This window comes from Rhizobium sp. ZW T2_16 (genome assembly GCF_044987325.1).
Classification (GTDB): domain Bacteria; phylum Pseudomonadota; class Alphaproteobacteria; order Rhizobiales; family Rhizobiaceae; genus Neorhizobium; species Neorhizobium cellulosilyticum.
This window is the reverse complement of record NZ_JBJDRG010000006.1, coordinates 166,373-190,379: the sequence shown is the minus strand read 5'-3', so window position 1 is coordinate 190,379 and position 24,007 is coordinate 166,373. Positions and strand designations below refer to the sequence as shown.

The following is a 24,007-nucleotide window of genomic DNA, read 5'->3' as shown; positions in this document are numbered from 1 at the left end:
CTCCCCCGCAGAGTCAGGAGACGGCAATGGCAGAATTTCCATCAAAGGCAAAAGTGATCATCATCGGTCTGGGCGGCATCGTCGGCGCTTCGATCGCCCACCATCTGGTGGAACGCGGCTGGGACGACATCGTCGGCATCGACAAATCCGGCATCCCGACCGATATCGGCTCCACCGCCCATGCCTCGGATTTCTGCTACACGACCAGCCATGATTATCTCTCGGTCTGGACCACCCAGTACTCCATCGATTTCTACGAGAAGATGGGCCATTACGCCCGCATCGGCGGGCTGGAAGTCGCCCGAACCGGCGATGACCTGTGGATGGAAGAGATCAAGCGCAAGCTGACGTCCGCAAAGGCTTTCGGCACCCGCGCCCATTACGTCTCACCCGCCGAGATCAAGGAAAAATTCCCGCTGATCGAAGAAGATCAGGTCCAGGGCGGTCTGTTCGATCCCGATGCCGGCCTCGTCATCCCCCGCTCGCAGACAGTCGCCGGCAAGCTGGTCGATGCCGCCGAAAAGGCCGGCAAGCTGAAAATCTTCGGCAATACGCCGGCAACCTCGCTGATTGTCGAGGGCGGTCACATCAAGGGCGTCGTCACCCATCGCGGCACGATCATGGCCGACCACGTCATCGTCTGCGCCGGCATCTGGGGCCGGCTGATCGCCGAAATGGTGGGCGAAGACCTGCCGGTCATGCCGGTCGACCATCCGCTCACCTTCTTCGGCCCGTTCAACGAGTTTGCCGGCACCGGCAAGGAAATCGGCTACCCGCTGCTGCGCGACCAGGGCAACTCCGCCTATATGCGCGACACCGGCGATCCGAACACGACCGAAGGCGGCCAGATCGAATGGGGTTATTACGAGACTGGCAACCCGCGCCTCTGCCATCCGCGCGATATTCTCGAGAAGCATGAGGCGCGCCTCTCGCCCTCGCAGCGCGATCTCGATATGGAACAGATCCTGACGCCGCTCGAGCGTGCGATGGAATTGACGCCGATCCTCGGCGAGCTCGGTTATAACGAAGGCCATTCCTTCAACGGCCTGCTGCAGGTTTCCGCCGCCGGCGGTCCATCCTGCGGCGAGAGCCAGAAGGTGCGCGGCCTCTGGTATTGCGTCGCTATCTGGGTCAAGGACGGCCCGGCCTATGGCAAGCTGATCGCCGACTGGATGACCGACGGCCGAACAGAGGTCGACCACAATTCGATCGACTATTCCCGCTTCTACCCGCACCAGTTGACCGAAGAGTTCATCGAAGGCCGCACACGCGAGGCAGCCCAAAAGATCTATTTCCCGGCAGTCCACCCGCGCGAACCCTATGCGACCGGCCGTAACGCCAAGCGCTCGACCTTCTACGAGCGCGAAAAGGAGCTCGGCGGCTACTTCATGGAACTCGGCGGTTGGGAACGCGCCCATGGCTATGCTGCCAACAAGCACCTGCTGGAGAAATACGCAAACCAAGTGCCGGTGCGCGAAAACGAATGGGACAACCGCCATTTCTGGCGCGTCTCCAATGCCGAACATCTGGCGATGAGCGAGGATTGCGGCATCGTCAATCTGTCCCACTTCCACATGGTCGACATCGAAGGTCCTGACCACGTCGAGCTGCTGGAATGGCTCTGCGCGGCAAAGATCGGCGGCGACGCCAATATCGGCAAGGGTATCTACACCCACTTCCTCGACGACGAGGGCATGGTGCGGGCCGACTTCACCGTGTTCCGCATGGAAGATCGCTGCCGTCTGGTGAACGGCGCCGATGCAGGCCCGCGCGATTTCCATTACATGAAGCGCGTGGCCGAGGATCGCAGCCTTGATGTCACCATCACCGACGTCTCGGAAAAATTCATCACCATCGGCATCTGGGGGCCGAATGCCCGTGAGACGCTGAAAAAGGTGGTTGCCGACCCGGCCGGTCTCGACGTGGAAAACTTCGCCTTCGCCGCCATCAAGCCGATCGAGATCGCCGGAAAACCCGTCACGGCCTTCCGCATCTCCTATGTCGGTGAACAGGGCTGGGAACTGCACATGAAATACGAGGACGGCCTTGCAGTCTGGGATGCGCTGCGGGCAACCGGCGTCATGGCCTTCGGCGTCGAGACCTATGCCAATTCCCGCCGCATGGAAAAGTCACTGCGGCTGCAGAACGGCGATCTTCTGACCCAGTACAACCTGATCGAGGCCGATCTCGCCCGCCCCAAGGTCAAGGAAGCCGATTTCCGCGGCAAGGCGAAACATCTGGAATATAAGGCTAGGCACCACCAGCCGGCGATGCTGTGCACACTGGTGATGACCGACAATACCGATGCGAGCGGCATCAAGCGCTACCCGGTCGGCTCCATGCCGGTGATCGACCCCGATACCGGCAAGACGCTGGTGGATGAACTCGGCCGCATCTCCTACACGACCTCCGTCGCCTATGGCCCGACGATCGGCAAGAACATCGCGCTTGCCTATCTTCCGCATGACTACTGTGAGGTTGGTCGCAAGCTGACGGTGAACTATTTCAACGAGGACTTTCCGGTGGAAGTGGCGGCGGTGGGTTACAAGCCGCTCTATGACCCGGAGAATTTGAAGCCGAGGACGTAAACGGCCCCAGTTCCCTCATTCCTGTCCTTGTGACAGGAATCCAGCCGACGCGCGTCTGCGCGTCGAGAAGAGTCTTTTCAGCCCAAGGACTTGGGCTGGCTGGATCTCTGTGACAATCCTCGGGTTTAACCCGAGGATTGTCACAGAGATGAGGGAAGAGAGCAGTGCCCGCTCATCAAACAACCTCAAGCGCTCTGTCGACGCTCCATCTCGGCATCACCCGCCAATTCCCCCGCAATCTCTTCCGCCACCTTTTTCGCCTGGTTGCGGATATCCGGAACGGCAGTGATTTCCCAGAACTGGCCGGCAGTCAGTGCACCGACGGCATAGAGCCTCTGCCGCACGGTCCCATCCGGGCAACAGATACGCGAGCGGGCATCGACGCTGACGCCGAGCCCCAGCCGGTCCATGCCGATCACGGATGCTTCGCACATCTGCTGCAACAGCGGCGAATGGGCGATGCCGGCGCGCTCCATGCCGGTACAGTTGACGATCCAGTCGACCGCGATCTCCTGCATCTCCGATGTGCCCCGCCTGCGGAAACGGATGCCGATCCGGCCATCGGCTTCCCTGATCTCGCGAATGAAACCGGCATGAACCGTCACCGTGCCTGCATCGGTCAACGGCTTGAAGCGCGACCAGACCGGCGGGGCAAGTCGGTGCCGGTGAATATTCCACCAGGCAAGCGCATGCCGCATGAAACGGGATCTCTGTGCGTCATTGAGTTCCTGCCAGAGCTGCTGCGTGCGATGCCTCAATCCATCCATCAGCCCGCGCCAGTCGGCTCCCTCGCGCACCTGCGCCCGAAAGCCGGCGAGAATGTCGCTGATCTCGCGGCCTGTCGCAGGCAGGCGAGGTTCGACCGGCTCCGGCTTGATCGTGCTGTGGGGGTGCGGAACGAGGCCACGACGCGAAATCACATGGATTTTGCCACGATGTCCGTGCGAGCGTAGCGACAGGACTTGATCGACCATCGTCAGGCCGGAACCCAGAATGCAGATATCGTCATCTGGTTTGACGGACGACAGCCAGCCGAGCCGCCAGGGGTTCTGAACGATACGGCGCTGCATCTTTTTCGGAACAAGATCAGACGCGATCGGCATTTCTGCATTACCGACACCAAGGCAGAGCGCAACATTTCGTGCTCGCAGCACCGTGTCATTGTCGAGATGGAATTCGACGTCCGTATCACCGGGCATCATACAGGCTGTCGCCTTGGCCTTGATGAAATCGACGGCAACGCGGTCATCCCGGCGGCGCAACAGCGAGGCCAGCCTGTCCCTGAGATAAAGCCCGTAATCTCCACGCGCGGCAAAATAATCGCCGACCGGTTTGCGTCCCTTTTCCTTCAACCAATCGAGGAAATCGTCAGGTTCATCCGGAAATGCACTCATTCGCGCTGCAGGCACATTCAGCCTGTGGAGATAGAATTCGCTGCGATAGGCAGTGCCGCGGCCGAACCCCGGATCATCGCCGATAATGGCAATCGACCGCTCCGGCCCAAGCTGGCGCAGGAGATTGATCGTCAGCGCAATGGCTGAAAAACCGGAACCGACAACAGCGACGTCATAGATCAAGGGCCAACTCCTGCTCTATTTCGGAAAGCCGGTCGCCGTCCCCACGGCGTCCGATATCACTACCAACCTAGTCGGGATTGAACGTCTGTAAAGCCCTCGTTTATGTCAGCCACAGGTGATGCTCGGTTGCATAAACGAAAAAAGCCGCGACATGTTTCCATGCCGCGGCTCCAATTTCAATGCAGTTCGGACCGATCAATCCGGCAAAGCGTAGGCGATCACGTAGTCGCCACGGTCGGGCGACTGGCGCGCGCCGCCGGCCGAGATGACGATATACTGCTTGCCCGTCTTCGACGACTTGTAGGTCATCGGCGTGCCCTGGCTGCCAACCGGCATGCGGGCCTTCCAGATTTCCTTGCCGGTCGCACTGTCGAAGGCGCGCAGATAATAATCCTGCGTCGCTGCGAAGAAGACGAGGCCGCCCTGTGTGGCAAGCGAGCCGCCGATGGTCGGCATGCCAATCGGGATGGGGACGCCCATCTTGATACCGAACGGACCGGTATCTTCGACGGTACCGAGCGGAACCTGCCACTTGATCTTCTGGCTATCCATGTCGATCGCCGTCAGCGTGCCGAAAGGCGGTTCCTGGCAGGGAATGCCGAGAGCCGACAGGAAGCGGTTCTTGTCGACGGCGTAAGGCGTGCCCTTCATCGGCACGACGCCCATGACGGTGTTGGTGGCTTCCGAACCGCTGGAAACGGCGGTGGTCGGTGCGGCTTCCTTCATCTGGATCCACAGGCCGAGACGCATGTCGTTGACGAAGATGGTGTTCGTCACCGGGTCGGTGGAGAAACCGCCCCAGTTCATGCCGCCGAGCGAACCCGGGAAGTTGAGCGCCAGATCGGTGCCCGGAACCGTGTAGACGCCATCATAACGCATGCCCTTGAAGGCGATACGGCACAACAGCTGGTCGAACGGAGTTGCACCCCACATGTCGCTTTCGGTCAGCGTCTGCGCGCCGATCTGCGGCATGCCGACCGACAGTTTCTGCGTCGGTGCATAGGGTTCGTTGGGGATCTTGCCCGGCTTGACCGGCACGTCCGCGACTTCCGTCAGCGGCTGGCCGGTGGCGCGGTCGAGAACCCAGATCTGGCCGGCCTTGGTGCCGAAGGTCAGCGCCGGAACCGTAGAACCATCCTTTTTCTTGAAGTCGAAGAAGGAAGGTTGCATCGGCACGTCGAAGTCCCAGAGGTCATTGTGAACCGTCTGGTAGACCCACTTTTCGCGGCCTGTCGTGGCGTCGAGCGCCAGCATGGAAGCACCGTATTTGTGGTCTAGTTCAGTGCGGGTAGCACCATAGAGATCGACCGACGGGCTGCCGACCGGCAGGAACACGGTGTTGGAAGCCTCGTCATAGGACATGGCTGCCCAAACGTTCGGCGTCGAGCGCGTATAAGTCTGGCCCTCCGGCGGCAGCTTGGTGATTTCGGGATTGCCCGGGTCGAAGGCCCAGCGCAACGCGCCGGTGATCACGTCAAAACCGCGCATGACGCCGCCCGGCATATCGACCTGCACGTTGTCGGCGACACGGCCACCGACGACGACGGTGGTGCCGGCAAGCGTCGGAGCGGAGGTGAGCACGTACTGCGGATCAGGCGCATTGCCCATGCCGACCTTCAGGTCGACGCGGCCATTGGTGCCGAAATCCGGGCAAAATGCGCCGGTATCGGCATCGAGCGCGATCAGCTCGGCATTGATCGTGTTCATCAGCAGACGGCGGTGGCACAGCGCACCTTCGGCGACCGTGACCGGCGTAACCGGTGTCGAACCGCCTACGGTTGGCTGAGCGAGCGGACGAGCGGCGTCGAAATAGGCGAGACCGCGGCAACGCATCCAGACGGAAGATTTCGAGTTGATCTCGTTCTTCCAGATCTCCTTGCCGGTATCGGCATCGACCGCGATGACGTTATTATGCGGGGTGCACAGGAATACGCGGTCGCCGACCTGCAGAGGCGTCTGCTGGTCTTCGGCACCGCCGCCGCCGGGACTGATCGGGGTGTCGCCGGTATTGTACGTCCAGGCAACCGTCAGGTCCTTGACGTTGTCGCGGGTAATCTGGTCGAGCGCTGCGAAGCGCGAGCCACCGGCCGAATTGCCATAAGCTTCCCAGTTCTTCTGCTCCTTGGCCGGATCGACCGGAGTGAGCGGCGCCGGTGTACCGGAAAAGGCGACGGTCGGATGCGGCACCATCATGCCGGCGAAACCGGCGACCGAGGCAACGGCCAGGATGGCGGCAATCACGAAAAACGGCAGATAGGCAGGCGTCCTGCCGGCGGCCTTGCGCAGCAGCGGGAAGCTCAGCGCGATCACCGTTGCACCGACGCCGAAGGCGAGCAGGCGCGAGATCAGCGGCCAGAAATCGAGGCCCGCATCCCAAATCGCCCAGACGACGGTGGCGATGGTAACGAGGCCGAACAGCAGCGCACCTGCGGGCTTGCGAAGAATGACAAGCGCACCGGCGATAACGATCGCAATGCCGGCAAGCAGGAAGTACCAGCTGCCGCCGAGCATGACGAGCTTGCCGCCGGCAACGGCGAAAAACAGGCCCGCGAGGGCGAGAACGGCACCGAGCACGAAAAGCCAGGTCTTGGCTATCGCGGACAGGGCGCCCTTTGAGGTTTCCATTTGTGTCTCTAGCTCCAGTTGTGGATTCGACAGTGTCGACAGTCAAAGGCCACAGCGGTGCCGTCAGGAGCGGGGAACAGGATCAAATGCAGTACCGTGCTTCTGTCGAAGAAACGCAAACGGCAGGCCGAATGATATGCAATCGGCTGGTCGGAGGCGTCCCTTTCGAGGACTTCGAGGTCGCTTGCCACGCCCTCCCCGCGCGCCAGCGGCAGGCATGCATGCCCGCACCTGCGGTATAACGCCGCCTGCGGCAAAATGGCAAGAAAATGTATGTACTATTCCGTACATAATCTGTTCAACGATTTTGAACGGTCCTCAAGCTATTGATAAACCTGAATTTCGAGCACGATTAAGGATGAGCGTCACGATCGAAAGTCGGTAGATATCCGGCCATCCCGGTATCATCTAAGGATGTTCCACGACGTAAAAGCTGCGCAGTGTCCGCGCTTCCCGCTTCACGATGCGCAACGGCCCGCCTATTTCGACGAGCGCATTCAGCTCTCTCAGCACCAGAGCATGGGCAACCCCGAGAAGCCGGGCAAAAGAACGACTGTCAACGGCAATACCTTGTTCGGCAGCAACGATGAGCGCCGCTTGCAGCGATGTCAGCCGCAGATCCTTCGCCTGACGCTCCGCGACAAGGGCGAGAAACCGCTCGGATTGATCGCGATCCTCGTCGTTCACGCCGCCTCGCGCTTGCGGAACGACACCATGATCGACTTGGAGGTCGGCGTGTCGCTTTCCTCGCCCGCACTGCCCAAGGGCACGAGTACATTCAGCTCCGGATAATAACCGGCAATGCTGCCGCGCGGGATGTCATAGGGCACGAAGCGGAAATCCTGCGCCACGCGTGAGATCCCGTCATCGTAATCGGTCACGACATCCATCCGGTCACCGGCTTCAGCGCCGATATCCTTCAGGTCTTCGGGATGGATGAAGATCACCTGGCGCTCGCCATAGACACCGCGATAACGGTCATCGAGACCGTAGACGGTGGTATTGTACTGGTCATGCGATCGGAAGGTCTGCAAGGCGAAACGTCCGACGCCCTTGCGGGCACGCTGGTGCACCGTCTCCTGCGGCAGCGTGACGGCGGAAAAGCACGCCTTGCCCGCCGGCGTGGTCCATTCGCGATGGGACGCGGTATTACGCAGATGGAAGCCGCGCGGCTTGCGGACACGGGCGTTGAAATTCTCAAAGCCCGGAATGGTCGCTTCGATATGATCGCGGATGAGATCGTAATCGTCCGCGAGCGCTGCCCAGCGCACGACATCCGTGCCGACCGTGGCTTCGGCAATGCCGGCAATGATGCCGACTTCGGACAGAAGATGAGGCGAGGCGGGACGATTGATACCGGCCGAGCCATGCACCATGCTCATCGAATCCTCGACGGTGACGAGCTGGGAATTGCCGAGCGAATTCAGGTCCATCTCGGTGCGCCCCAGGCAGGGCAGGATATAGGAAACCTCGCCCGGCATCAGATGCGAATGGTTCGGCTTCGTCGCGATATTGACCGTGAGCTTCATGCGCCGCATCGCCGTCTCGACCAGCGCGCTATCCGGCGTCGCACGAGCAAAATTGCCGCCGAGCCCGATAAAGGCCTGCGCCGAACCATCCAGCATCGCGCCGATCGCGGCCAGTACATTATGCCCGTCGGCACGTGGCGCGAAGAAGCCGAAATGTCTTTCCAGCGCATCGAGGAAAGCGGCAGGCGGCTTTTCGTTGATACCGACCGTGCGGTCTCCCTGCACGTTGGAATGGCCGCGCACCGGGCAGAGCCCTGCGCCTTGCCTACCGATATTGCCGCGCAGGAACATGAAATTGGAAATCTCGCGGATCGTCGCCACCGAATGGACATGCTGGGTGACGCCCATCGCCCAGGTGCAGATCACCTTGTCAGCTTTCATGTAGACGGCAGACGCCCGCTCGATCTCGGCGCGGGAAAGCCCCGACTGGTCTTCGATCTCGTTCCAGCCCGTGGCATCGACCGCGGCCCGGTATTCGGCAAAACCCGCACAGTGTTCGGCGATGAAGGCATGGTCGAGAACCAATGGTTCACCAGCTGCAATCGCGGCATCCTCTGCCGCAAGAACGGCCTTTGCCATGCCACGCACGGCCGCCATGTCGCCGCCGAGGCGCGGCTGGTAATACTGGCTGGCAATTTCGGTCGAGCTGCCGCGCAGCATCTCGATCTTGTCCTGAGGATCGGAAAAACGCTCCAGTCCCTTTTCACGGACCGGATTGAACACCACCACATCGGCGCCGCGCATGGCGGCACGGCGAAGATCGCCGAGCATGCGCGGATGGTTTGTACCTGGGTTCTGGCCGATGACGAAAATGGCATCCGCCTTCTCGAAATCCTCGAGCAGCACCGTGCCCTTGCCGACGCCGATCGCCTGTTTCAACGCGATGCCGCTTGCCTCGTGACACATGTTCGAGCAATCGGGAAAATTGTTGGTGCCATAGATGCGCACGAACAGCTGGTAGAGATAGGCTGCCTCATTGCTGGCGCGGCCGGACGTATAAAATTCCGCCCGGTCGGGACTGTCGAGGCCTTTGAGGATGCCGCCGATCTCGGCAAAGGCATCTTCCCAGGCAACCGGCAGATACCGGTCGCTGGCCGCATCATATCGCATCGGATGGGTCAGACGACCATTGAGCTCCAGCTCGTAGTCGCTCAGCTTGCGCAGTTCTGACACCGTATTGGCCGCGAAAAAGGCCGGCGTGGCGCGCTTTTCCGTCGCCTCCCAGGAAACGGCCTTCACCCCGTTTTCGCAGAATTCAAATGACGATCCATGTTCGGGATCACCCCAGGCGCAACCCGGACAATCGAAGCCATCCGGCTGGTTTGCCTTCAACATGGTGCGGGCGCCAGCGAGCGGCGATCCACTTTCAAGCAGCCGCTTGCCGCAGCTCTTCAACGCACCCCAACCGCCGGCGGCCGAAGACTTCTTGCCAATAAACGATCCAGTCATGACAGATGCTATTGACGATCGTCAAAAGCGCTTCAAGCGGACTGTTCGTATGGATCGATAGACAAAACCTATCAACTTTGGTTGTTACCGCACCCGTGGAATGGTACAGGCCTCTCCACCACCGAAAATGCGCGAGCGGCTGAGAAACCGCTTTTCCCTGCCGTTATCGAGCGAGAACATTCCCCCCCTGCCCAGCACGACATCGATGATCAGCTGCGTGTGCTTCCACGCCTCGAACTGACTGCCGCTGATATAGACCGGCACGCCGCCGATCTCGCCCAGCTTCACGTCATGGTCACCGATAATGAAATCATCAGCCGGGTAACACATCGGCGATGACCCGTCGCAGCAGCCGCCGGACTGGTGGAAAAGGATTTCCGGGTAGTCCTGCCTTATCTCGGCGATGAGATCGAGTGCCGCATCGGTGGCGGTGACGCGCGGCTCCCCGTTGACATGAGTATTCATGATCTCTCCTCCCAAAGAGCTTTTGATGCTCAGGTGATGAGCTGAACGAAGTCTATCACGATCGCCATGAAAACACCCGAGACAGTCATCGCCAGACCGCAGAGAAACACTTTGCTTGCCTTGTCATATACCCGCCGCTGCAGTGAATCGTGCCGCAGAAAGATCACGAGAGAGCTCCCCTGCGTGATGATCCCGGCGGAGAGCAGAAGCATCGTCGGCAGGTCGACAAGGGTCCATGGGATCGGGTTTTGAGCCCATTGGCTGAGAAATGTCAGAGAGAACGAGAGAATGATCCCCACAACGGTCAGCGTGCCATTGCGGAAAAGCATTTCGACCAGCGGTTCATTTTCATTCGACATCGCGGAATATCTCGGCTGCCGGATTATGACTGCCTATCGAATAGTCCTCTCGCGAGAATTTCAAGGCCGGTTGATAGGCACGAAAGCCGGGCAGAAGAGTTCTTCCCCTGCCCGGCTCCGGCTTGGATCAGAAGAAACCGAGCTTCTTCGGGCTGTAGCTCACCAGCATGTTCTTGGTCTGCTGGTAGTGGTCGAGCATCATCTTGTGCGTCTCGCGACCGATGCCGGACTGCTTGTAGCCGCCGAAGGCCGCATGAGCCGGATAGGCGTGATAGCAATTGGTCCAGACGCGGCCGGCCTGGATCTCGCGGCCGAAGCGATAGGCGCGGTTGCCGTCACGCGTCCAGACCCCGGCACCAAGACCGTAAAGCGTGTCGTTGGCGATCGAGAGCGCCTCGTCCTCATCCTTGAACGTGGTGACCGAAACCACCGGTCCGAAGATTTCCTCCTGGAACACACGCATCTTGTTGTGGCCCTTGAAGATCGTCGGCTTGATGTAATAGCCGTTCGCCAGCTCTCCGCCGAGATCGTTGCGATCGCCGCCGGTCAACACTTCGGCACCTTCCTGCTTGCCGATATCGAGATAGGAGAGGATCTTCTCCATCTGCTCGCTGGATGCCTGCGCACCTATCATCGTGGCGCTGTCGAGCGGGTTACCCTGCACGATCGCTTCCACCCGCTTGACGGCTCGTTCCATGAACCGATCGTAAATGCTCTCATGCACCAGCGCGCGGCTCGGGCATGTGCAGACCTCGCCCTGGTTGAGCGCGAACATTGCGAACCCTTCCAGCGCCTTGTCGAGGAAGTCGTCGTCTTCGTTCGCCACATCGGCGAAGAAGATGTTCGGCGACTTGCCGCCGAGTTCCAGCGTCACCGGAATGAGGTTCTGGCTGGCATATTGCATGATAAGCCGGCCTGTCGTCGTCTCGCCGGTAAAGGCGATCTTGGCGATGCGCGGGCTCGATGCCAGCGGCTTGCCGGCTTCAAGACCGAAGCCGTTGACGATGTTGAGCACGCCCGGAGGCAGGAGATCGCCGATGATTTCCGCCCAGACCAGCAGCGAGGCGGGCGTCTGTTCGGCCGGCTTGATGACGACGCAATTGCCGGCGGCAAGCGCGGGCGCCAGCTTCCACGCAGCCATAAGGATCGGGAAGTTCCATGGAATGATCTGGCCGACGACGCCGAGCGGCTCATGGAAATGATAGGCGACGGTATCGTTGTCGATCTGGCCGATAGATCCTTCCTGCGCGCGAATGCAGGAAGCGAAATAGCGGAAATGGTCGATGGCGAGCGGAATGTCGGCCGCCATGGTTTCGCGGATCGGCTTGCCATTGTCCCAGGTTTCGGCCTGGGCCAGCACTTCCAGCTTGTCCTCCATCCGCTGGGCGATCTTCATCAGAATGTTGGAGCGCTCGGCCGGTGCGGTGCGGCCCCACTTGTCCTTTGCGGCATGCGCGGCATCGAGCGCGGCGTTGATGTCCTTCTCGTCCGAACGCGGAATTTCACACAACTTGCCGCCGGTGACCGGCGTGATGTTGTCGAAATACTTGCCGCCGATCGGCTCCCTCCACTCGCCGCCGATGTAATTGCCGTATTTCAGCTTGAACGGCGATTCGACGATTTTCTGGTGCAGCATGTCATCCTCCCATGATGAGCTGGCTTCCCGGTTCGGGACCGGGCTGGAAGGAAATCTGCGTCGTCCCAGTCTTGACGAAAAGCAGGCTGCGACCATATGGCGGCGCACACTGTCGCACCCTTGCTACAGTGGAACGCCGCAAACCATGCGGCACCGCAACAGAATTCGATTTACGTCAGTGGAGACCGAAACGGTTCATCTTGCGGTGAAGCGTTGCCCGGCTCATCCCGAGCGCAATCGCCGCCTGCGAGACGTTGCCGTTGGCGCGCGACAGGGCGCGCATCAGTGCCGCCCGCTCTGCTTCGACCAGATCCTGACGATCGCCCGCCCGGTTCTCATCGAGAGCATCCGCAGCCGGAATGCCGGCGGCGATACGGCTGTCGTCCAGCGCAAGAGCCAGGCGCGCCGCACGCGTCGCGCCGATGACCAGATCGTTGCGATCGACCGCAAGAAGTGCCGCCGCCGCATGTGCGGCCTGCGGCACCATCAGGAAACGGGCGCCTGGAAAGGCGGATCGGAACAGGTTGAGCTCAATCCTGAGCGCCGCATCGCGCACCGTCTGGGAAAGAATCGAGAGCATCATTTCATTGACGTCGTCCCGGCACGTGGAAATATCGAGCGCCGCCGCCACTTCGCCGCGATGATCGCGGATAGGTGCGGTAGTGCAGCTCAATCCCGTATTAGCCGAAAAGAAATGCTGGTCGCGAAAGATCGAAACCGCTCGTTCGTCCGCCAGTGCCGTACCGATACCGTTGGTTCCGATACTCGCCTCGGTCCAGATGGCCGCCGTCCAAAGGCCAAGATCGTGAAAGGCCCGGTCATCCCCCGCCGTGCCGCGCCGTTCCAGCGCGACACCGTTTCGATCGGTCAGCAGCAGACAGCAGCCCGACCTGCCGACGGTCGAAAACAGCTTGTCCATTTCCTCACGCGCCTCGACGATCAGACGCTCCGAGGCCTGCCGCGTCTGGCGAAATTCGATGTCCGTCAGGCGTTCGGGTGCGCGTTCCTGCTCGGGCGCAAGATGGTGCATAACCATGCAGCGCCGCCAAGAAGCAACGACAGGTGAGCTTGCGGCAGCGGACTGGGCCGAGGCGTAGACCTCGTCCGCATGCAGGGAAACGGGATGCATGGGCTCCTCCCGGGCCAATTCTTGCATCAAGTTTCGCTAAAAAGCCGGCGCTTTGCAATCGTCAAGCAGGCGGCCCCACGAACTATTTATCGAAATATCACACGCGGCCTCGATGCGACCGATCACGCAGCCTCTCGCGTCGGCGGCTCGCATCTGGCAAAAGGCGCGAAGGCATGCCGCACGCGCAGGATCGTTTCCGGTTCGGCAGCCACCAGTGGCAAGCGGACATTAGCCGGTGACTGGTGCAGGAAGAACTGCGCCTCCTTCAGCGCGGCAACGTCATCCCCACCAACAGCCGCCGCAGCAACGGACATGGCCTGCAGCAGAGAATCGCAGCCACTGCTACGCTCCGCCATCGCCACCATGGTCTGCACCGGAGATGGGATGATATTGGCCAACGCCGACAAGGCGCCGTGCCCACCCATATCCAGGAATTCCATCAGCTTCCTGTCATCTCTCGAAAGATGCATGAACCGATCTCTGAGCGATGCCGGCAAGGCCGCGAAATGTTCGAGACGCCCGGCGCCATGACATATGCCGACGATAGGATCGATTTCGGCAAGCGCATCCACCAGTGCCGGGCCATAGTCCTTTGCCGTGCGCCCCGGATCATCATCCACAACAACCGGGATATCGACGGCAGCAGTAATTTCGCCAAAGTGATTGATCACTCCCTTGAGCGTCGGTTTCGAATAATACGGCACCGTTACCAGCAAGGCATCCGCACCGAATTCTTCGGCGCGGCGGCATCGCTCAACGGTCTTGGCCGTGCAGTTTGTGCCGGTCGCAGCTATCACACTCAGATGTGGCCGGCCACGCGAAACAGCGGTTTTCAGCAGGCTCTGGTATTCATCCGAGCCGAGCACCGGACCCTCGCCGACAACGTCGCAAACCACAATTCCATCCACTCCGGCGATGACCTGCCGATCGATCGTTGCCTCGAATTCCGAAAGATCGATCCGGCCATCGTTGAAGGGGCTCAAAAGGGGTGTGTAAGTTTGACGCCTTGCGCGAAGGAAGGGTGTCATGATTTGGCTCCTGTTTTACAGAAACCAACATTGCTCTCACCGCATAGGATTTCGATATGTGGGGCGAGACTATGACATCAAAGTCTTATATGCATCCATTTGCCTTGACCGCGGCGATGCACCATATTCCGCGCCAGACATATACATCGAACGACACCTTGGCCCTGCGCCTGGAGACTTTATGACCGCATCGCATGCCGCCGCTTCCGATACCACTTCGGAAACCCGCAAATTTCTTGTGCTGCTGCTAGGGTCGATCGGGGTCGTATATGGCGACATCGGCACCAGCCCTCTCTATGCGTTCCGCGAGGCGTTGCGTCCGTTTGCGGCCAACGGCATCCGCGACGAGCACGTGATAGGCCTGATCTCGCTGATGGTCTGGACACTGACCATCATCGTAACCTTCAAATACGTTCTGTTTCTTCTGCGTGCAGACAATGACGGTGAAGGCGGCACGCTTTCGCTTCTAGCGCTTCTGATGAAGAAGACCGGAAGCTACATGCCGGTGCTTTTCTTTGCAGGCCTGATCGGTTCGGCGCTGTTCATCGGCGACGCGATGATTACCCCGGCGCTATCGGTCATGTCGGCGCTCGAAGGCATGAAGCTTATCACGCCTGCTTTCTCCGGTTACGTTCTGCCGCTCTCCGCTGCCATCATGATCTGTCTGTTCATGGTCCAGTCCAAGGGCACCGCGGCCGTAATGAAATTCTTCGGGCCGATCACCGTCGTGTGGTTCCTTGCCATGGCCTGGGGCGGCCTCATCCATATCGGCGACGACTTGACGATCCTGCAGGCCCTCAACCCGATCAACGCTCTCTGGTTCATCACCCATGCTGGCTGGGCCGGGCTGATCGTGCTCGGCGCCGTCTTCCTCACCGTCACCGGCGCGGAAGCGCTTTATGCGGACCTGGGGCATTTCGGCAGGAAGCCGATCAGTGTCGCCTGGTTCATCCTCGTCTTCCCGGCGCTTGCCCTCAACTATCTCGGCCAGGGCGCGCTCGTGCTTGCCGATCCGACAAAGATTTCCAACCCGTTCTATCTGCTTTATCCCGATTGGGCGCTGTTGCCGATGGTGATCCTTGCTACCATGGCGACAATCATCGCCAGTCAGGCCGTGATCACCGGGGCCTTTTCGTTGGCCCGCCAGGCAGTCCATCTGGGCTTCCTGCCGCGTCTTGCGATCAAGTTCACCTCCGAGACCAATACCGGGCAGATTTATGTACCGGCCGTCAACATGGTCCTGTTCATCGGCGTCATCGTACTCATCTTCTCCTTCGGGGACTCGGAATCGCTTGCCACCGCCTACGGTATCTCGGTCACCGGCGCGATGGTGGTCACGACGCTGATGTCCTTCCAGTTCCTGCGCGCCGTATGGGGTTACAAGGCCATAACGGCTGCGATCATTCTCGGTCCGCTTTTCGTCATTGAGACGATCTTCCTCGCCGCCAACCTTCTCAAAGTCCATGACGGCGGCTGGGTGCCGGTCATGCTGGCACTGGTCATCATGCTGACCATGTGGACATGGACGAAAGGATCGAAATACCTGAAGGAAAAGACGGCCAAGAACGACATTCCGCTGGAAACCTTCATCACCTCGATCGAAAGCTCCATCGAGCGGGAAACCGCCAGCGCACCCGTGACCGTGCCCGGGACCGCAGTCTTCCTGACCAGCGTGCCGGATCGCACCCCCGCCGTTCTGTTGCACAATCTGAAGCACAACCACGTCCTGCACGAACAGAACGTCATCCTGACCATCTGGACCCAGGACAAGCCCTATGTGCCTCAGCAGGAACGTGTCGAGATGACGAGACTGTCGAAGCGCTTCATCCGCCTCGACATCACCTTCGGCTACATGGATGAACCCAACGTCGCCAAGGCTCTGACCGTTTGCAAGAAAAAGGGCTTCAAGTTCGAAATCATGCAGACCTCTTTCTATCTCGGTCGCCGCAACCTGATCGAAACACCCAATACCGGCCTGCCGCGCTGGCAGGAAAAGCTCTACATCATCCTCGCCGATTTCGGCATCGATCCTTCAGCCTATTTCAAGCTGCCGCCGAACCGCGTGGTGGAACTGGGTGAGCAGGTCGCGATTTAAAGCAATTCCAGCAAAAGTGGACACCGGTGTTTTGGCCGGAATTGCGTTTAAACGAAGAGATAGAGCGCCATGACTGTCGTCGCCTCCTATGTATACACGAACGGAAAGCGCGGGCGCCCTCTCCCGATAGACGAACCGTGCCCGGCGCTGACTGGTGACGAATTCGCCTGGATCGGCCTGCACGAGCCGACAGCCGACGAGCTGAAAACGCTCGCAAAGACCTATAGCTTGCATGAACTTGCTGTTGAAGATGCGCTCAACGCACATCAGATCCCCAAGGTCGAGGCCTATGGCGACCAGCTTTTTGTCGTCGCCAAGACCGCCCATCTCGACGGCGACAAGATCAAATACGGCGAGACGGCAATCTTCGTCGGGCAGCGCCATATCATCACCGTCCGGCACGGCTCGATGCGCAGCCACAGCGAAGTGCGCTCCCAGCTCGAAGCCTCGCCGAAACTGCTGTCGCAAGGCCCCGACTATGTGCTGCACGGCATTATCGATTTCATCGTTGATGGTTATCTGCCAACGGTTCAGACGATCGAGGATCGCGTTCTGGAGATGGAGCAGAAGATGCTCGCCAATTTCCTCGAACGCGAGCAGATCCGCCGCCTGTTCCGGCTGAGACGGCAACTGATCCTGTTCGGGCGCATTCTCGGACCGATGACGGAAGTGGCGGGCAAACTCGTCAATCTGGACCTGCCCTGCCTCGACAAGCACGCCAAACCCTATTTCCGCGACGTTCTGGACCACTGCCGACGGGTGGAAAGCATGGTCGGCGGCCTTCGGGAAGTCATCACCTCGGTCTTCGAGGCCTCGAACCTTCTGGAACAGCAGCGCCAGGGTGTCATCACCAGGCAGCTTGCCTCATGGGCCGCGATCCTGGCCGTGCCGACAGCTGTCGCCGGCATTTACGGCATGAATTTCGAGAACATGCCGGAGTTGAAGACCGAATACGGTTATTACGTCGTGCTTGCCGCAATCGTCCTCGTCTGCGGCGTGCTCTATCATCGCTTCAAGAAGGTCGGCTGGCTTTAACTCCGGATCAATCCGGCGCGGCCAGGCGATAGCCGACGCCGGTCTCCGTCAGGATGTATCGCGGTTGGTCGGGCGTCGCCTCGATCTTCTGCCTGAGCTGGCGCACATAGACGCGCAGATACTGAACATCGGTCAGCCCGTCCCATACATGTTCCAGCAGGAACCGGTGGGTCAGCACCTTGCCGGCATGCTGGACGAGAATGCGCAGGATGTCGTATTCCTTCGGCGACAGCTTCACGTCGCGGCCTGCCACCTTGACGATCCGCTTGACCAGATCGACCGACAGCTCACCGGTCTGGAAAACCGGCTTTTCGCCCTGCGCCTGCAACCGGTGGCGCAGTGCCACGCGGATGCGCGCACCCAGCTCGCTCATCCCGAAGGGTTTCGTCACATAGTCGTCGGCGCCAAGTTCCAGCGCCTTGACGATGCCCGCCTCGTCGGTGCGGCTCGACAGGATGACGATCGGCAGCGTCATTCCCTCGCCGCGCCATTTGGCGAGCAGATCGTGGCCGGACATATCCGGAAGGCCGAGATCCAGAATGATAAGATCCGGCTTGTCGCTGACCGCCAGCTCCATGGCCACCTTCGCATTCATCGCCTCGCTGACGGCATAGGCCTGCGCGCTCAGGCCCACGCGCAACAGCTTGCGGATCGGCGGCTCGTCATCGACGATCAGGATACGTACGGCGTTTTCAGTCATTTTCGTCCCCCAAGATCGGCACGTCCATGGGAACCGGCATCCTGATGGTAAAGATCGCCCCAGAACGGTCGGACCGGTTATGCGCCCGGATCGTGCCGCCCATCGCTTCGACGAAACCGCGGCAGATGGCAAGCCCGAGCCCGGTACCCGCCCTTACCTGATCGCTTTTGCGCACCCGGTAGAAACTGTCGAAGATCCGCTCCAGGTCTTCTGGCGGCATGCCGGGCCCCTCGTCCATGACGGAGAGGAGGACGGCATTACCATCCCTCTGTCCCCTTATGTCGATCACCGTGCCCTCCGGCGCGTATTTGGCGGCGTTATCGATCAGGTTGAACAGGACCTGCTCGAACAGCACGGGATCGACCTTCAGCATCGGCAGATCTGCCGGGATGCCAACCTCCACCGTGTGGCCCGATGCGATCTTCGCCGCCCGGCCAAGCGCCGTGCCCACCATGTCACCGGCGAAATGCAGGGCGTAGTTCGGCTGCATTGCGCCGGAACCGAGCCGCGTCATGTCGAGCAGGTTGACGATGAAGCGGTTGAGCCGCTCGGACTCGTCGATGACGGTCGACAGAAGCTCCGCTCGCGTTTCTTCCTGCAATTGCGGTCCCAGATCCTTCAGCATGTCGGCCGAACCCATGATCGCTGCAAGCGGTGTCTTCAGGTCATGGCTGATCGAGGTGAGAAGCGCAGTGCGCAGCCGGTCTGTTTCTGCCGCAAGCCTTGCCTTGTCGACATCCGACACCAGTTGCACCCGCTCGATTGCGAGAGCCGCCTGATCTGCCAGCGCATCGAACAGCCGCTGCTGTTCGGGCGTCAGAAGCGGTCCCTGACGATCGTTGTCGAGACCGATGACGCCGACCGCCTCACGACCGGTGCGAAGCGGCAGGTAGAGCCGTTTGGCGCCGGGCAGTGTGTCGGCTGCGCGGCCGGCGGGGCGATTGTGCTCCCAGGCCCATCTGGCGGCCGCGATATCGGCATCGACCAGCGTATCGTCCGGCGGATAGCCCGCTTTCACCGCGATCGTTCCACTCTCCGGCAAGAGGATGACAACCCTCACCTTCAACATTGAGGCGATCTGGAAGGCGGTAACCCACAGCACATCGTCCAGCGTGCCGGTGCTCGCAAGCTTCTTGGAGAAGAGATAGAGATCTTCCGTCGTACGCGCCCTTGCCCTGGCGGCAACCGCCTGCCGCTGAACCGCCGCCGTCAGGTTGGAGGCGACGAGCGCCACACCGAGATAGAAGAGCAGCGCGATCACGCTTTCCGGATCGCGGATCGTGAATGTGTAGCGCGGTTCGAGGAAAAAGAAGTTGAAGGCGACGGCCCCGAGCAACGAGGCAAACAGCCCCGGCCCCAGCCCGCCCCGGACCGCCGAAGCAAGAACCGCCATCAGGAAGACCAGCGCCAGATTACGCACGTCGAATGTCTGGTCGAGCGCAACGCCCGCCGCGATTGCCAGCGCAACGAAGACCGTGCTTTGCAGATAGTGTTTCACCCGGAAAGGTCTTGGCGCCTGCGCAACCTTCACACCGCGGTCTGCCCCACCATCCTTCTGATCACCGGAAATCACGTGGACGCTGATATAACCGGCATGCCGGATCAGGTCATGGGTGACGGAGGTTTGCCAGAAGTGCCGCCAGCGCGGTTTTGCGGGCCTGCCGACAACGATATGGGTGAAATTGTTGGCATTGGCATAGGCAATGATTTCGCGTGACGGAGAAAGTCCCGGCAACGTGACAGCCTCGGCGCCAAGCTGCTGCGCCAACCGCATGTTTGCCGCCAGCCGGTCCTTGTCCTCCTCCGAAAGCGCGGCATCCTGCGGGGTGTCCAGGTGCAATACTGCCCAGGGCGCCCTGAGCCGATCCGCCTGCCTGCGGGCATAACGCACCAGGCTTGCTCCGTTGCGCCCGTGATCCAGGCAGACGAGCAGTCTGTCGCCCGCCGCCCACGGCCCGGAAATCGCATTGGCCTGCATGTGGTTGAGCAGTTGTTCGTCGACGCGCTGGGCGGTACGCCGCAAAGCCAGTTCGCGCAGAGCCGTCAAATTGCCCGGCGAAAAATAGTTCTCGATCGCCCGACGCGCCGTCTTCGCCATATAGACCTTGCCGTCGTTGAGACGCTTGATCAGGTCGTCGGGGGTGATGTCGATGATCTCGACATCATCGGCCCGGTCGATGATCAGGTCCGGCACCGTCTCGCGCACCCGGATGCGAGTGATCTGCGCCACGACATCATTGAGGCTCTCGACATGCTGGATATTGAGGGTCGAATAGACGTCGATGCCCTGCGCCAGCAATTCCTGCACATCCATGTAACGTTTCGGATGGCGGCTGCCGCTGGCATTCGTATGCGCTAGTTCATCCACCAGAACGAGAGCCGGACGGCGGGCGAGGATGGCATCGAGATCCATCTCCTCGAGGCTCTGGCCGCGATAATCGATTTGTCGGCGGGCGATGATCTCGAACCCGTCGGTGAGCGCCTCGGTTTCCTTACGTCCATGCGTCTCGACCACACCGATGACGACATCGACACCATCGGCCTGCCTCGCCCTGCCGGACATCAGCATTTCATAGGTCTTGCCGACGCCGGGCGCGGCACCGAGAAAGATCTTCAGCCGCCCGCGGTTCTCCCGCTCCGCCTCACGCAGGAGAGCATCCGGCGAGGGTCTGGTATCTGTGTCTCGGCCGTTCTCGCGGGGGGCGTCGGGCATGAAATGCGGTCTCTCAGGATGGTGCTGCCCCTCACCCGGCCTCCGCTCCGCTCGGCCACCCTCTCCCCGCAAGCGGGGCGAGGAGGAACGGAGAGCTTGCGGCTTGGTCCTTCGCCCCGCTTGCGGGGAGAAGGTGCCGGCAGGCGGATGAGGGGCAAACGCCTGCATTCCTTACGTCTTAGAGCCATCCAGCGCCATGTTCAACGCCAGCACGTTGACCACCGGCTCGCCGAGGAAGCCCAGCTCTCGGCCTTCGACATGCGCTTCAACCAGCGCCTTTACGCTCGCCTCGTCCATCTGGCGCGCCTTGGCCACACGCGCCACCTGGAAATAGGCGGCCTCCGGCGAGATATGCGGATCAAGGCCACTACCCGAGGCGGTCACAAGATCGATAGGCACCTCCGCATTCGGGTTGGAAGCCTTGGCAGTCTCGTAATCCGCCCTCACCCGGTCGATCAGTTTCTGGCTGGTCGGGCCGAGATTGGAGCCGGAGGACGAGGCAGCGTTGTAACCGTCACCGGCAGCCGAGGGACGGCCGTGGAAATATTGCTCGCCGGCGAAGCTCTGGCCGATCAGCGACGAGCCGATCACCTGACCATCCCTTTCGATCAGGCTGCCATTCGCCTGCGCCGGAAACACAGCCTGCGCAATGCCTGTCATGGCGAATGGATAGATCAGGCCGGTAATGGCCGTGGTGGCGACGATCATGACGATGGCCGGACGAAGTTGTTTCAACATCGAGAATACTCCTTAAGCGAGGCCGAGCGTGGTGACGACCACGTCGATCGCCTTGATGCCGATGAACGGGACGACGATGCCGCCGAGGCCGTAGATCAGAAGATTGCGGGAGAGGAGCGCACCGGCGCCGACGGCGCGATAGGTGACGCCCTTCAAGGACAACGGGATCAGCGCGATGATAATCAGCGCGTTGAAGATGATCGCCGACAGGATGGCACTCTGTGGAGTGGCAAGGCCCATGACGTTCAGCACGCCGAGCTGCGGATAGAAGGCCAGGAACATCGCCGGGATGATGGCGAAATACTTGGCGATGTCGTTGGCGATCGAAAACGTCGTCAAGGCACCGCGCGTCATCAGCAACTGCTTGCCGATCTCGACGATCTCGATGAGCTTCGTCGGGTCAGAATCGAGATCGACCATGTTGCCGGCCTCGCGGGCGGCAACCGTGCCGGTATTCATCGCCACGCCGACATCCGCCTGCGCCAGCGCCGGGGCATCATTGGTGCCGTCGCCGCACATGGCAACCAGCTTGCCCTTGGCCTGCTCCTCGCGAATGAGCGACAGCTTGTTCTCGGGCGTCGCCTGGGCGAGAAAATCGTCGACGCCCGCTTCAGCCGCGATTGCCGCTGCCGTCATCGGATTGTCGCCGGTAATCATCACCGTGCGGATGCCCATCTTGCGAAGTTCGGCAAAACGCTCGCGGATGCCACCCTTGACGATATCCTTGAGGTGGATGACGCCAAGCAGTTTTCCGTCGCGGGCAACGCCGAGCGGCGTGCCGCCGGCCTTGGCGATCTCTTCCGCGATCGCCTGCAGCTCGCGCACGGTCTCCGACTGCGGGCTCGCAGCAATAGCCGTGTTGCCGGCAACCGGTAGCGAGCCGCCATTGACATAGGCGAGCACCGCATCGACCGCACCCTTGCGGATCTGGCTGCCGTCAAGATCGACACCACTCATCCGCGTCTGAGCGGTAAACGGCACGAACGTGGCCTTCAGGCTGGCCATATCGCGGCCGCGGATCGCGTATTTCTCTTTGGCGAGAACGACGATCGAACGGCCTTCCGGCGTCTCGTCGGCAAGCGAGGCAAGCTGCGCCGCATCGGCAAGCTCCTGTTCGGACACGCCACGGACGGGGCGGAACTGGGTTGCCTGACGGTTACCCAGCGTGATCGTGCCGGTCTTGTCGAGAAGCAGCGTATCGACGTCTCCGGCAGCTTCGACCGCACGGCCGGACATGGCGAGCACGTTGAAACGCACCAGACGGTCCATGCCGGCAATGCCGATGGCGGAAAGCAGCGCGCCTATGGTTGTCGGGATCAGCGTCACGAACAGCGCGACCAGTACGATGACCGGGATCGAGCCCCCCGCATAGGCCGCAAAGCTCGGGATCGTCGCAGTAGCCAGGACGAAGATCAGCGTCATCCCGGCAAGCAGGATATTGAGAGCGATCTCGTTCGGCGTCTTCTGCCGTTCGGCACCTTCGACGAGCGAGATCATCCGGTCGATGAAGGTCGAACCGGCAGCCGCCGTAATCCGCACCCGGATGACGTCGGAGAGAACCTGCGTGCCGCCGGTGACGGCCGAACGGTCGCCGCCCGATTCACGGATGACCGGGGCGCTTTCGCCGGTAATCGCCGCCTCGTTGACGGAGGCGACGCCTTCGATCACCTCGCCATCGGAGGGGATGATATCGCCGGCCTCGACCAGCACGATATCGCCCACCTTGAGCGAGGTACCGGCGACCATCTCGTAGTCGCTGCCGTTGGCGCTGGTGACAAGCTTGGCCTGGGTTTCGGTCCGCGCCTTGCGCAGACTGTCCGCCTGCGCCTTGCCGCGACCTTCGGCGACCGCTTCGGCGAAATTGGCAAACAGCACGGTGAACCAGAGCCAGAGGTTGAGCTGGAAGGAAAAACCGAGATTGTCGCCGCCGACGATAAGATCGCGCAGGAAGAGAACGGTCGTCAGGACCGACACCGTGGCCACGACGAACATGACCGGGTTCTTGGCGAGCGTGCGCGGATTGAGCTTGGTGAAAGCTGCGCCGATCGCGGGAATGAGAATGCGGCTATCGAGGATAGACGCGGATTTTGCCTGGCTCATGAAGAGGCTCCAGCTTTGATGAGGCGACCGATGGCCCTGATTAATCAGGGCCACACAGTCAGCCGTGTAGGATTTCGATGACGCAGACGATGGCGAGAATGCCCGCCATCATCGCGAGAATGGCATTGGAACCGCACCATCTCTGGCGCTCCCGGGAATTGCCCTGGGCGTTCCCCTTGCCCCGCATCGGCGAGGCAAGGTCTGATTGTCTGCGAAGGGCGTGACGAATGCTCATGTCGGA

General features: G+C 60.9%; 17 protein-coding genes. 3 read left to right on the top strand and 14 right to left on the bottom strand.

The genetic code is table 11. The features are described 5' to 3' along the window. Positions 1-26 precede the first annotated feature (26 nt). Entirely contained in the window at positions 27-2,588 is a 2,562-nt protein-coding gene (locus tag ACI3K0_RS17040) for an FAD-dependent oxidoreductase (protein WP_404945744.1), read from the top strand. A gap of 185 nt (positions 2,589-2,773) precedes the next feature. Here the strand turns inward: ACI3K0_RS17040 and ACI3K0_RS17035 are convergent, their stop codons facing one another. The 9 genes from ACI3K0_RS17035 to ACI3K0_RS16995 form a co-directional block, all read right to left on the bottom strand. Beyond that, positions 2,774-4,165 (bottom strand): FAD/NAD(P)-binding protein, encoded by a 1,392-nt coding sequence (locus ACI3K0_RS17035; RefSeq protein ID WP_404945743.1) that lies wholly within the window; start codon positions 4,163-4,165, stop codon positions 2,774-2,776. Positions 4,166-4,360: 195 nt separating this feature from the next. Continuing rightward, the gene (locus tag ACI3K0_RS17030) at positions 4,361-6,790 is read right to left on the bottom strand and encodes a glucose/quinate/shikimate family membrane-bound PQQ-dependent dehydrogenase (protein WP_404945742.1); all 2,430 of its coding nucleotides are present in this window, start codon (positions 6,788-6,790) and stop codon (positions 4,361-4,363) included. Between the two features lie 408 nt (positions 6,791-7,198). Continuing rightward, positions 7,199-7,477, bottom strand: a complete 279-nt coding sequence (locus ACI3K0_RS17025; protein ID WP_404945741.1) for a hypothetical protein — start codon at positions 7,475-7,477, stop codon at positions 7,199-7,201. After that, positions 7,474-9,768: an FdhF/YdeP family oxidoreductase gene (locus ACI3K0_RS17020; RefSeq protein ID WP_404945740.1), complete on the bottom strand. Its 2,295-nt coding sequence runs from the start codon at positions 9,766-9,768 to the stop codon at positions 7,474-7,476. Before ACI3K0_RS17020 ends, ACI3K0_RS17025 begins: the two co-directional genes overlap by 4 nt. A gap of 84 nt (positions 9,769-9,852) precedes the next feature. Then, complete coding sequence (locus ACI3K0_RS17015; RefSeq protein ID WP_404945739.1) at positions 9,853-10,233, bottom strand: DUF779 domain-containing protein; 381 nt, start codon at positions 10,231-10,233, stop codon at positions 9,853-9,855. A gap of 29 nt (positions 10,234-10,262) precedes the next feature. Beyond that, positions 10,263-10,592: a hypothetical protein gene (locus ACI3K0_RS17010; protein ID WP_404945738.1), complete on the bottom strand. Its 330-nt coding sequence runs from the start codon at positions 10,590-10,592 to the stop codon at positions 10,263-10,265. Between the two features lie 127 nt (positions 10,593-10,719). Beyond that, positions 10,720-12,228 carry an aldehyde dehydrogenase gene (gene adh / locus ACI3K0_RS17005; RefSeq protein ID WP_183991067.1) on the bottom strand — a complete coding sequence of 503 codons (1,509 nt, stop codon included), beginning with the start codon at positions 12,226-12,228 and terminating at the stop codon, positions 10,720-10,722. A gap of 175 nt (positions 12,229-12,403) precedes the next feature. Further along, the gene (locus ACI3K0_RS17000; protein ID WP_404945737.1) at positions 12,404-13,357 is read right to left on the bottom strand and encodes a helix-turn-helix domain-containing protein; all 954 of its coding nucleotides are present in this window, start codon (positions 13,355-13,357) and stop codon (positions 12,404-12,406) included. Positions 13,358-13,479: 122 nt separating this feature from the next. Further along, positions 13,480-14,385 carry a dihydrodipicolinate synthase family protein gene (locus ACI3K0_RS16995; protein ID WP_404945736.1) on the bottom strand — a complete coding sequence of 302 codons (906 nt, stop codon included), beginning with the start codon at positions 14,383-14,385 and terminating at the stop codon, positions 13,480-13,482. A 181-nt stretch (positions 14,386-14,566) separates the two neighbouring features. On the opposite strand from ACI3K0_RS16995, the gene ACI3K0_RS16990 reads away from it, so the two are divergent. Both ACI3K0_RS16990 and ACI3K0_RS16985 read left to right on the top strand, forming a co-directional pair. Beyond that, the gene (locus ACI3K0_RS16990; RefSeq protein WP_148143011.1) at positions 14,567-16,480 is read left to right on the top strand and encodes a potassium transporter Kup; all 1,914 of its coding nucleotides are present in this window, start codon (positions 14,567-14,569) and stop codon (positions 16,478-16,480) included. A 69-nt stretch (positions 16,481-16,549) separates the two neighbouring features. Next, complete coding sequence (locus ACI3K0_RS16985) at positions 16,550-17,515, top strand: magnesium and cobalt transport protein CorA (protein ID WP_148143010.1); 966 nt, start codon at positions 16,550-16,552, stop codon at positions 17,513-17,515. 7 nt (positions 17,516-17,522) lie between these two features. Here the strand turns inward: ACI3K0_RS16985 and ACI3K0_RS16980 are convergent, their stop codons facing one another. The 5 genes from ACI3K0_RS16980 to ACI3K0_RS16960 form a co-directional block, all read right to left on the bottom strand. Then, a complete protein-coding gene (locus ACI3K0_RS16980; protein ID WP_183820861.1) occupies positions 17,523-18,215 on the bottom strand; it encodes a response regulator transcription factor in 693 nt (230 codons plus the stop codon). Further along, positions 18,208-20,928: a DUF4118 domain-containing protein gene (locus ACI3K0_RS16975; RefSeq protein ID WP_404945735.1), complete on the bottom strand. Its 2,721-nt coding sequence runs from the start codon at positions 20,926-20,928 to the stop codon at positions 18,208-18,210. Before ACI3K0_RS16975 ends, ACI3K0_RS16980 begins: the two co-directional genes overlap by 8 nt. A 171-nt stretch (positions 20,929-21,099) precedes the next feature. After that, complete coding sequence (kdpC, locus tag ACI3K0_RS16970) at positions 21,100-21,666, bottom strand: potassium-transporting ATPase subunit KdpC (RefSeq protein ID WP_148143007.1); 567 nt, start codon at positions 21,664-21,666, stop codon at positions 21,100-21,102. Between the two features lie 12 nt (positions 21,667-21,678). After that, positions 21,679-23,766 (bottom strand): potassium-transporting ATPase subunit KdpB, encoded by a 2,088-nt coding sequence (kdpB, locus tag ACI3K0_RS16965; protein WP_404945734.1) that lies wholly within the window; start codon positions 23,764-23,766, stop codon positions 21,679-21,681. A 58-nt stretch (positions 23,767-23,824) separates the two neighbouring features. After that, positions 23,825-24,001: a hypothetical protein gene (locus ACI3K0_RS16960; RefSeq protein ID WP_404945733.1), complete on the bottom strand. Its 177-nt coding sequence runs from the start codon at positions 23,999-24,001 to the stop codon at positions 23,825-23,827. Positions 24,002-24,007: the final 6 nt, after the last annotated feature.

What these genes read in the sequence shown, in the direction of transcription:
- ACI3K0_RS17030 (WP_404945742.1), bottom strand. Translation starts at nt 6,790, where the DNA reads ATGGAAACCTCAAAGGGCGCCCTGTCCGCGATAGCCAAGACCTGGCTT.
- ACI3K0_RS16960 (WP_404945733.1), bottom strand. Translation starts at nt 24,001, where the DNA reads ATGAGCATTCGTCACGCCCTTCGCAGACAATCAGACCTTGCCTCGCCG.
- ACI3K0_RS17020 (WP_404945740.1), bottom strand. Translation starts at nt 9,768, where the DNA reads ATGACTGGATCGTTTATTGGCAAGAAGTCTTCGGCCGCCGGCGGTTGG.
- ACI3K0_RS17040 (WP_404945744.1), top strand. Translation starts at nt 27, where the DNA reads ATGGCAGAATTTCCATCAAAGGCAAAAGTGATCATCATCGGTCTGGGC.
- ACI3K0_RS16995 (WP_404945736.1), bottom strand. Translation starts at nt 14,385, where the DNA reads ATGACACCCTTCCTTCGCGCAAGGCGTCAAACTTACACACCCCTTTTG.
- ACI3K0_RS17000 (WP_404945737.1), bottom strand. Translation starts at nt 13,357, where the DNA reads ATGCATCCCGTTTCCCTGCATGCGGACGAGGTCTACGCCTCGGCCCAG.
- kdpB (WP_404945734.1), bottom strand. Translation starts at nt 23,766, where the DNA reads ATGAGCCAGGCAAAATCCGCGTCTATCCTCGATAGCCGCATTCTCATT.
- ACI3K0_RS17010 (WP_404945738.1), bottom strand. Translation starts at nt 10,592, where the DNA reads ATGTCGAATGAAAATGAACCGCTGGTCGAAATGCTTTTCCGCAATGGC.
- kdpC (WP_148143007.1), bottom strand. Translation starts at nt 21,666, where the DNA reads ATGTTGAAACAACTTCGTCCGGCCATCGTCATGATCGTCGCCACCACG.
- ACI3K0_RS16975 (WP_404945735.1), bottom strand. Translation starts at nt 20,928, where the DNA reads ATGCCCGACGCCCCCCGCGAGAACGGCCGAGACACAGATACCAGACCC.
- ACI3K0_RS16980 (WP_183820861.1), bottom strand. Translation starts at nt 18,215, where the DNA reads ATGACTGAAAACGCCGTACGTATCCTGATCGTCGATGACGAGCCGCCG.
- ACI3K0_RS16990 (WP_148143011.1), top strand. Translation starts at nt 14,567, where the DNA reads ATGACCGCATCGCATGCCGCCGCTTCCGATACCACTTCGGAAACCCGC.
- ACI3K0_RS17015 (WP_404945739.1), bottom strand. Translation starts at nt 10,233, where the DNA reads ATGAATACTCATGTCAACGGGGAGCCGCGCGTCACCGCCACCGATGCG.
- adh (WP_183991067.1), bottom strand. Translation starts at nt 12,228, where the DNA reads ATGCTGCACCAGAAAATCGTCGAATCGCCGTTCAAGCTGAAATACGGC.
- ACI3K0_RS16985 (WP_148143010.1), top strand. Translation starts at nt 16,550, where the DNA reads ATGACTGTCGTCGCCTCCTATGTATACACGAACGGAAAGCGCGGGCGC.